The following is a 9,023-nucleotide window of genomic DNA, read 5'->3' on the forward strand; positions in this document are numbered from 1 at the left end:
ATCGACGTTTATTATAGCAGCTGATTCATGACGTACGATCAGTGGTAATCAGGTTGTCTTTTGGGCTTGGGAGGTGCCCGGACGCTGGAAAAACTCAAGGGTGTCGCAAGGAGATAGTTATGGGTGATGAAGACCGCTTCAATCGCATTGAGCAGAAGCTGGATGGCATTACCCAGATCTTGCAGACCCTGGCCAAACACGATGAACGGATGGTGAACCTGGCTCTGAGGGAAAAGCGCAGTGAGGAACGGTTGGATGCCATCGAGAAAGCTGTATTGAAGAATTCCACCATCAGCAGTGTTATTCAGTGGATTGCTGCCACCACCACAGCAGGCATTATTGCCTTTGCCATCAAACAGTTTTTCTAACCATGGCCAATCATTGCAAATACAAGCCGGAAATGTGCGATCAGGTTAAGGAGCTGATGAGCACCGGTTTAAGCCGAAAGGCCACGGCTACAGAAATGGGAATCAGCTATAACACATTTCTGTCGTACATCGATAAGCATGAAGAATTTGCCGAAGCTGTGGCCCAGGCGGATGTGTTGGCAGAAGTGTTCTGGGAAGAGAAATATATGCAGGGAGCGCTGGGTATTAACAAGGATGTTTCCCCCGCCATGCTGATTATGTATATGAAAAACCGTTACCACTGGCGGGATCGTCATGAGCAGACCGTGGTGGCGGAAAAGATACCGACGCTGGACGAATGGCTGGAAGAGAAGGACGGGTAAAGCCAGCCAGGGAACGGCTGCTCACCGAGTTTACGTTTTACGCCAGCAAGTGCCTGAAGATCCGCACCAAAAGCGCCAAAGTGATTCCCTTTCAGCTGAACAAAGCACAGCGTTATCTGGATAGCCGGATTGAAGACCAGAGAAAGCGCACAGGTAAGGTCAGAATTGTGGTGCTTAAGGGCAGACAGCAGGGCTGTTCAACTTATACTGAAGGTCGCTTTTACTGGCTGGTGAGCAATCGCAAGGGATTAAGGGCCTATATCCTGACCCATGAAGTGGATGCCACCGCCAATCTGTTTGATATGGTGCAAAGGTACCACGAGAATCAGCCACCGTTTACTCAGAGGGAACTGAAAAACAAAAGCTCCAAGTTACTGGAGTTTTTTCATGACTCCGGATATCGGGTTGGTACTGCTGGCAATAAGGGAGCAGGTCGATCATCCACTGCGCAACTATTCCATGGATCTGAAGTAGCCTTCTGGCCTAATGCGGATGAGCACCTGGCGGGCGTATTACAGGCAGTACCCAATGAAAACAATACTGGGGTCATTCTGGAGAGCACTGCTAACGGCGTTGGTGGTGTGTTTTATGATTATGTTATGGACGCTGATGTTGGGCGCGGTGATTTTGAACTGGTGTTTATCCCCTGGTTCTGGCAGGACGAATACCGTGCCCAAGTCCCCGCCGACTTCACGACAGATTCCGACGAAAAATACCTGAAGCAGCAGTATGACCTGAATGATGAACAGCTGCAGTGGCGTCGCCAGAAAATTTATGAGCTGAAGTCGGAAGACAAGTTCAAGCAGGAATACCCTTGCAATATTCAGGAAGCTTTTCTGTTCTCTGGTCGGCCTGTCTTTGATCCCAAACATACCGAAGCCGCCAGGCAGGAGTGCTACTCGCCCAAATGGCAGTGTGAGCTGACACCTAATGGTTTAAACCGGAAAAAAACGGGATTACTGAACATCTGGTACCCAGTGGAGGGGAGTCAGCAGTATGTCATTGGCTGCGATGTGGCAGAAGGATTGGCGCCGGTCAATGACAAACACAAGCATGGCGATTATTCATCCATCGACGTATTAGACCGTTCCGGTTATCAAGTTGCCCACTGGTCTGGCCATGTGGCACCGGACGACGTGGGCAAGATGCTGAATCACTTGGGGCGTTATTACAACAATGCCTTGATCGGTGTGGAAAGAAACAACCACGGACTGGCCACCATCACCAAACTCAAAGACCTGAAGTATCCCAATCTCTATATGGAAACCACGGTGGATCAGCGTACCCAGAAACGCACCAAGCGGATCGGCTGGCTCACTACGACCAAATCAAAACCGTTAATGATTGATCACCTGGCTGCATTGCTCAGGGATGGCGATGCAGGGATCTGTAGCGTAGAGACAGTAAAGGAATGCCAGACCTACGTCATTGAAGATAATGGTGCTACCAACGCCCAGGAAGGTTGTTTTGATGATCGGGTGGTCAGCTATGCCATCGCTCAACAAATGGTGCTGAAGTTGCCCCGCAGGAAAATCAATATCAATGAACTGAAATATCGCTCTCCAGGGAAATCGGCTTACTGATGGAACGGACAATCATTCTTTTTACTCAGCAGGTGGTGGGGAGCTGGCCAGCCATTATGGCCGGTTATCGTCTTGAGTGGCAGCGTCGCAGAGGCAAGAAGGTCAGGTGATGGAGCACGGACTGGTGATGGTCGCCACCCCGGATGAGGTGACTCAGGCTGAGATGGACAATGAGCGTCGTGAACAAGCTGTACGTGATGCCTTTGCTTCAGATCTCTACAGCCGTTGGCAGGGTTATCGGGAAGCACGACGAGAAGTGGAAGACGAGTGGCTGGATGCACTGCGTGCCGTGAAGGGTGAGTACGGACCCGAGCAGGAAAAGGTGATGGAACAGCAGCAGGCCTTGAGCCGGGTGTTTATCAAGATCACTGCTACCAAAGTCAATGCTGCCTACTCCCGACTTATTGATCTGCTATTTCAGAATGTGGATAGCTTCTGGGATATTGTTCCCAGTCCTCTGTCTGATATTCCCGCTTCCATTAAACAGCAGATCCGGATGATGGCCATTCAGGAACTGCTTCCCTATCGACTTGATCCCCGAATCCGAAACCAACTCATCCAGGAACGTAACGATGAAATGGAGCGGGAACTGCTGGCAGAAGCCTTGGAAAAGGCCAATACCGCAGCCATGAAGATGAAGCGGTTAATCAAGGACTACCTCATCAATGCCAACGCACTTACCGAAATCAAAAAAATGGCTCGTGAGCAGGTAACCCTGGGAACCGGCTGCATCAAGGTAGCTACTTTGAATATCCGGAACCATGAGAAGTGGGAAAGTGAAGGGGATGAATGGAAACTCAACGAGCATCAGAGCATCGAGCCGGATATTGAATGGGTCAGTGTCTTTGACCTGTTTCCCGATCCCTATTCCCATGATCCAGGGAAACCTGATGATCTGTTTCGACGCCATGTGCTGACCAAACATGAGTTCAGAGAATTAGCAGGCAGCCCTGGTTTTGAGACCGATACCATTCACGCCATTCTGATGGAGTCTCCCCAGGGTAATCATGTTCCTGAAGATTACGAACGGGAACTGCGCAATATCAACAATAACGATGAGCAATATGTTACGCCCCAGCGTTTTGATGTGCTGGAGTATTGGGGGCCGGTAGATGGTCATCAGCTGATGGAGTATGGCGTTACCGATATTGATGAGCAGGCAGAGTATCAGGCCAATATCTGGATCTGCGATGGCCGGATGATTATGGCCAGACTGAACCCGCTGAAGCCCGAAGCGATCCCCTACAAGTTTGTTCCTTATGAAAGTGTGCTGCATCGGTTCTGGGGCATCGGCATCCCTTACATGATGAACGACAGCCAGGATGTGATGAACTCTACCGGCAGAGCCTTGCTGGATAATGCAGCCCTGACTGCAGGTCCCATGTTTCAAATGGATGTAAGCAAATTTCCGGAAGGGATGAGCCTGGAAGATGCCAAGAAAATCTACCCTTACCGACTCTGGTTTTATGACGGTGAAGCCGGTGAAGGTCCTATGATTCAAGCCATCAATATTCAGAGTAACCAGAAGGATCTGTCCGGCATCTTTGAAATGTTCCGGAGGTTTGCAGATGAAGAAACCTCTCTACCCAGTTATACCCATGGCGAACAGACCCAAAACCTGAATAAGACTGCCAGTGGCATGAGTATGCTGATGACAGCCGCCAATGTGGCCCTGAAAAGCGTGGTGAAAAATATAGACGACTACGCCACGGTTCCCCTGATCGACAGCCTGTTCAATTTCGCCATGCGCTGGAGCGACAGTGAAGATGCCAAGCGGGGCGATCTGGATGTGGTGGCCACGGGCAGTGCCGCGCTGGTGGCCAAAGAGCTGCAGTCAGAGCGGATGATGAATGCCCTGAACGTCAGCATGAATCCGGTGTTGGGTCCCATGACCGATCACCGTTATCTGTATAACGAATACCTGAAATCTTTGGATATTGATCCGGATAAAGCCCTGCGCCCAGAGGAGGAAATGTATGCCCAATCCACTGCACCTGACCAGCCAGGAAGCGGAAGCGATTCTGCGGCTGGAGGACAACCCGGATTACCAGATGCTGGTGGAGCACCTGCAACGTCGAAGAACCGAGCTGCTGGAGAAAATGACCCACGCTCAGGATTCAACGGAATTACGCATCCTGCAGGGTAAGGCGCAGGAACTCAGTGATCTGATGCAGTTATCCCATCGGTCACGAACCTACATACAACAAAAATAATTTAACCAAGCCACTGAAAGGTGGTTTTTTTATGCCTGAAATATGTGGATAAGCCTGAGCCCCACAAGATCAGGCTAAACCAAATGTGGACAAGCCTCAGTGCCCCACAGGGAGAGTGAAGATGGCAATTGATGCCGAAAAGCTGGATCAGGAAACTGACGCCGAACTGGCAGCTCTTATGGGTCTGAATACGGAAGCCCCTGCCTCTTTTGCACAGCAAGAGGACGAGCAGGACAAGCAGACCGACCAGAACCCGCCCGCTGATGAGTTACCCTCGCCACCTGAACCGGAGTTGGATGCTACTGACGAACCGTCAGAGCCGCCTGCTTCTGCATCTCTTGAAGACAACGATGAAGACTGGCAGGACAAGTACGCCAAGGCGGAAGAATCCCGAAAGAATGCCCATGCCCTGATGACCCAGGCTACGCAGAAAGCCGCTGATCTGGAGCGTAGCAATACGGAGCTTCAGCAACAGATGGCTTTGTTGCAGGCTAAAGTGGACCTGCTGAGCAGCAGAGTCTGAGTCAGCTGAACCAACCCAATAGCGAACCAGAGCCGTCTGATCAGTTTCAGGAACTCCGTAAGGATTACCAGGAACTTGATCCGGTGTTTAACAAACTGGATGAGTCGGAACAGCTCAACCGGAAACTGGAGCAGCGGCTGGCAGCGATTGAGAAGGCACGGCAGGAGCAGGAGGCCGATCAGGCTCGACAGGCATTCTGGAGCAAGTTGCGTAGTCTTCATCCGGATGTGGAACAGATCTCTGCCAGTGAGGACTTTAAAGGCTGGTTTGTACGACAAACGGCTGATGTTAAGGAGTTAAGTCGTGTCAGCCCATTGGGGGCAGCGCAGGTCATGAGTCTCTATAAAGAGGCCGCCGGTCTGAACAAACCTGTAGCAAAACCGGCACTTGATCCAGCACAAAAAATGCAGCAGGCAAAACAGATGAGCGAACCGCCAGTGCGGTCCCGCTCGACACCGACCACTCAGGGTCGCCAACCCGCTATGACACTGGAACAGATAGCGGCTATGCCGCAGAAAGAGTTTGATGCCAACGAGGAAAAACTCGATGAGGTTCTGGCCCAGTGGATTAAGCAGGAAGGTCGGCTCTAACCGTTTCTCGAAAGAGATTCAAGGGATCTGAATCATGGCAACGACCACGTTTCCAACAGGGGCTATGGCAAATGCCCTGTCGGTTATTTATTCCAAAAAGCTCAACGCGAAGTTCTAAAACGAACCGTGTTGTCCGCCATCTGTAACACCAACTGGGAAGGCGAGATCCAGTCCGAAGGCTCCAGGGTGGTGATCCGTACACGGCCTGATATCGCGGTAGCGGATTATGATCGCGCCACCGGGGTTGAGTATCAGGATCTGGAACCACCCAAGGTGGAACTGCCCATCGACAAGACCAAGTACTACGCCTTTGAGGATGATTACATCCAGAGTGCCCAGTCCAACATTGAGCTGATCAACGAGTCTTCTGCCGATGCAGCGGAGAACATGAAGATCGCGGTAGACGGCGATGTACTGGGAAATATCTACACCGATGTGCATCCGGACAACAAGATCGACGGCGGCGGTACCGGCGTGGTTGTGGATAAGTCCAATGTGCTGGATTACATCGTTGATATGGGCACCCTGCTGGACGAGAAGAATATTCCCGAGTCCGGTCGTTGGCTGGTGCTGCCACCCTGGGTCTGCGGCATGATCAAGAAGTCTGAGCTGAAGGATGCTTCTCTGGCCGGTGATGGTACCTCCATCGTTCGTAATGGCCGTCTCGGCATCATCGACCGGTTCACCCTTTACTGCAGCAACAACCTGGCCACCGCTTCGGGGGTGACCCAGTGTATGGCGGGGGTGAAGGACTTTGCCGGTTTTGCTTCGCAGTTTATCAAGCATGAAAGTCTGACGCTGGAGAAGCACTTCGGCATGGGGCATCGTGGTCTGCAGGTCTATGGCTACAAGGTGTTGAAGCCCGATGCAGGTGTGCTGCTGGCTGCCAAACGCTCTTAACCTCTTTTTTTTTGAACCACAAAGTCACAAAGACACGAAGGAAAAGACAAAAAGCTTTTCTTTGTGTCTTCGTGTCTTTGTGGTGAAAAGCTTTTCATGGAGATACTAAAACATGGCCTTTGATCTGGAGACCTGCCGCAGCAAGGACGAATTGGAATCCTTTGCCCGGCAGATGTTTAACGTGGAGCTGGACAAGCGCAAGAAGCTGGATGAGTTAAAAGACGAAGTACGCTTACTGATGAACGGTGGTGATCTGCTGAAAGAGTCGGAAGAGCTGGAGGAGTCTGTGCCTTCAGCCAAAGCGGGGAAAAAGCCTCTGCAGTTTGTACTGAACAAGAACACCAATAGCGTCTTTATCTACAACCCCAAGCTGAAGAAACGAATGGGGGTGGATCTGGAGTTCTGTGACCAGCGGGGAAACCGACTGTAAGTTATGAAGGTTACCGCCATCATCCAGCGGGTGCGCAACTTGCTTCAGGACAACACCCCAGTGCCGCGCTGGACTAACAGTGACCTGCTGGACTGTTACAACGAAGCCTTGCTGGCAGTGATATTGCCACAGTTCAGAACATTTTACGAGAAGACGGCACCCGACTGGAAAACCGTGATCTGCTGCCCCCTTACCTTTCTGCTGGAACCCCTTACTACTATCGCCACTTTCAGACCACGGCATTGCACGTTGCCCCGATCCCTGACAAGGATGTAATGCACGACATTGAGCTGACACTGATGCCAGCCTTTGATGCCACCTCAGTGCCGGACGACCTGGCCAATCTTACCCTTGAGTTTGCCTGCTGGGGGGTACTGGCGGATCTGCAAATGATGCCGGACGAGCCCTGGACCAACCCGCAACTGTCGGAAGTGAACCGGCAGAAGTATGAGCGGGAATTGAACAAGAAACGTATTCGTGGGTTGGTCGGTGTCAGCAGTGGCGAGCAATCGGTGACAAGAAGGAAATTTGTCTAATGGCGGTGATCGAGGTGAACCTTGAACCCCATATTCGGGGCAACAATATCAGTTTCCCCATTGAGTTCCGGAAAAATGATTTGCCTGTGGATTACACCGGTTGGACGCTGATTTTTTCCATGAAGTATCACCCGTTGCAGAGCGACGAAGAAGTGGCGTTACGCAAGGAGATCACCATTACCGGCAGTGAGGTGACACTGGAGATTGTCCCGGAAGATACCCGCAACCTGGCAACCCAGAAATTTTATTACGACCTGCAACTGGTATCACCGGATGCAGAGGAGGTGCAGACCGTCATGACCGGACGCTGGCTGCTGTTGGCCAGTGTTACCCATAACGTGGAGCTGTCGTCGTAATGGATAACAGCAGTTACCAGCCCATCGTCCTGCGGACGATAACCATGATGTGATTCAGGTTACTGTGGAGGATGTGGTCAGGCCAATCACTGTCCATCTCGGTCCCTTTCTGAGTTGGGAGCAGGTCACGGATAAGCCGGATGATTTTCCGCCAGCCCCCCATCAACACACCATTGCGGAAACAGAAGAATTAGCCGAAGCCCTGGCAGGCAAACCCGATGAGGCCCCCGACGATGGCAAACAGTATGCCCGTATAAACAGAACCTGGGCGGAAGTCGATGGCCTACCGGATCAGACTGGCCATCAGGGCAAGGCGCTGGTCACCGATGGTACCAGGGCCAGTTGGCAAGAACAGACAGGTGGTTCCGGCGGAGGTGGCGATGTAGAAGATGCATCGCAGGATGGCCAGCTCTATTTTCGACATAACGGGGCATGGACCGCTGTCAGTGATACCTTTCTGGAAACCACACCGGTTGGTTTGACTGCCCTGTGGGACGGATCAGACACCGCACCGGCAGGTTGGCTGGAGTGTGATGGTTCGGAGATTGCTGAAGGCGAGTATCCGGAGCTGTTTGCCCTGTATAAAGACAGGATAGAAGCTGGTAAGGCATTTCTGCCGGACTACCGTGGCGAGTTTATCCGGGGTTGGGATCATGGCCGGGGTGTGGCTGACCGGGTGTTGGGCAGCCATCAGGCCGATGAGGTGGCGAACCATGCCCATGAAGTCGCAATCGCCATTAATGAATCCAAGTGGGATGCGATGCCGTTCGGTACCTCTGCCGACCCGGCGGTGATCAGAGGCCAGTATCACGACCTGGGTACCGGTGACACTGCGGAAGGCACTGAGCGGTGGATGTTGAGCAACAGCCGGGGAGGCGATGAAACTCGTCCCCGTAACCGTGCTGCCATGGTGATCATCAAGGGAATAGCCGGACCCAACCTGGTATCGCAGCTTGCCGTTTCCCAACGCTCAGTTTATAGCGGCATTGCCGGACAGCAGACGTTTAGCCATAACTATGAAATCAACCGGCCTGTCAGTGTGTTTGTGGATGGCCTGAAGTTGATTAAGGGCACGCATTTCACCGCAGATACCGGTACTGATATTCAGCTAGGAGCCTGTCCGAGAATAGCGCCCGTAGCGAGGATGGCAGAAAATTGAGGA

At 52.0% G+C, this 9,023-nt stretch carries 12 protein-coding genes; all 12 read left to right on the plus strand.

What is annotated here, in order from left to right; translation table 11 throughout:
• Positions 1 to 119 precede the first annotated feature (119 nt).
• The 12 genes from KDK14_RS02930 to KDK14_RS21595 all read left to right on the plus strand — a co-directional run bounded on the left by KDK14_RS02930 (position 120) and on the right by KDK14_RS21595 (position 9,020).
• Positions 120 to 368 carry a hypothetical protein gene (locus KDK14_RS02930; protein ID WP_257263526.1) on the plus strand — a complete coding sequence of 83 codons (249 nt, stop codon included), beginning with the start codon at positions 120 to 122 and terminating at the stop codon, positions 366 to 368.
• A 56-nt stretch (positions 369 to 424) separates the two neighbouring features.
• Complete coding sequence (locus tag KDK14_RS02935) at positions 425 to 730, plus strand: hypothetical protein (protein WP_257263527.1); 306 nt, start codon at positions 425 to 427, stop codon at positions 728 to 730.
• Positions 706 to 2,313, plus strand: coding sequence for a hypothetical protein (locus KDK14_RS02940; protein WP_257263528.1), 1,608 nt, complete (start codon positions 706 to 708; stop codon positions 2,311 to 2,313). The genes KDK14_RS02935 and KDK14_RS02940 overlap by 25 nt, the downstream gene beginning before the upstream one ends.
• 106 nt (positions 2,314 to 2,419) lie before the next feature.
• On the plus strand, positions 2,420 to 4,459 hold the full coding sequence (locus KDK14_RS02945) for a hypothetical protein (RefSeq protein WP_257263529.1): 2,040 nt from the start codon (positions 2,420 to 2,422) through the stop codon (positions 4,457 to 4,459).
• A 188-nt stretch (positions 4,460 to 4,647) separates the two neighbouring features.
• The gene (locus KDK14_RS02950; protein WP_257263530.1) at positions 4,648 to 5,049 is read left to right on the plus strand and encodes a hypothetical protein; all 402 of its coding nucleotides are present in this window, start codon (positions 4,648 to 4,650) and stop codon (positions 5,047 to 5,049) included.
• Positions 5,050 to 5,132: 83 nt separating this feature from the next.
• A complete protein-coding gene (locus tag KDK14_RS02955) occupies positions 5,133 to 5,639 on the plus strand; it encodes a hypothetical protein (RefSeq protein WP_257263531.1) in 507 nt (168 codons plus the stop codon).
• Positions 5,640 to 5,768: 129 nt separating this feature from the next.
• Positions 5,769 to 6,539, plus strand: a complete 771-nt coding sequence (locus KDK14_RS02960; RefSeq protein ID WP_257263532.1) for a hypothetical protein — start codon at positions 5,769 to 5,771, stop codon at positions 6,537 to 6,539.
• Between the two features lie 112 nt (positions 6,540 to 6,651).
• On the plus strand, positions 6,652 to 6,969 hold the full coding sequence (locus KDK14_RS02965) for a hypothetical protein (protein ID WP_257263533.1): 318 nt from the start codon (positions 6,652 to 6,654) through the stop codon (positions 6,967 to 6,969).
• A 3-nt stretch (positions 6,970 to 6,972) separates the two neighbouring features.
• Positions 6,973 to 7,245, plus strand: a complete 273-nt coding sequence (locus tag KDK14_RS02970; RefSeq protein ID WP_257263534.1) for a DUF6682 family protein — start codon at positions 6,973 to 6,975, stop codon at positions 7,243 to 7,245.
• Positions 7,245 to 7,505 (plus strand): hypothetical protein, encoded by a 261-nt coding sequence (locus tag KDK14_RS02975; RefSeq protein WP_257263535.1) that lies wholly within the window; start codon positions 7,245 to 7,247, stop codon positions 7,503 to 7,505. The genes KDK14_RS02970 and KDK14_RS02975 overlap by 1 nt, the downstream gene beginning before the upstream one ends.
• Positions 7,505 to 7,861 carry a hypothetical protein gene (locus KDK14_RS02980; protein WP_257263536.1) on the plus strand — a complete coding sequence of 119 codons (357 nt, stop codon included), beginning with the start codon at positions 7,505 to 7,507 and terminating at the stop codon, positions 7,859 to 7,861. The genes KDK14_RS02975 and KDK14_RS02980 overlap by 1 nt, the downstream gene beginning before the upstream one ends.
• A gap of 49 nt (positions 7,862 to 7,910) precedes the next feature.
• Positions 7,911 to 9,020, plus strand: a complete 1,110-nt coding sequence (locus KDK14_RS21595; RefSeq protein WP_257263537.1) for a phage tail protein — start codon at positions 7,911 to 7,913, stop codon at positions 9,018 to 9,020.
• Positions 9,021 to 9,023: the final 3 nt, after the last annotated feature.

It is taken from the genome of Endozoicomonas sp. ONNA2, from assembly GCF_024606365.1.
Classification (GTDB): Bacteria; Pseudomonadota; Gammaproteobacteria; order Pseudomonadales; family Endozoicomonadaceae; genus Endozoicomonas.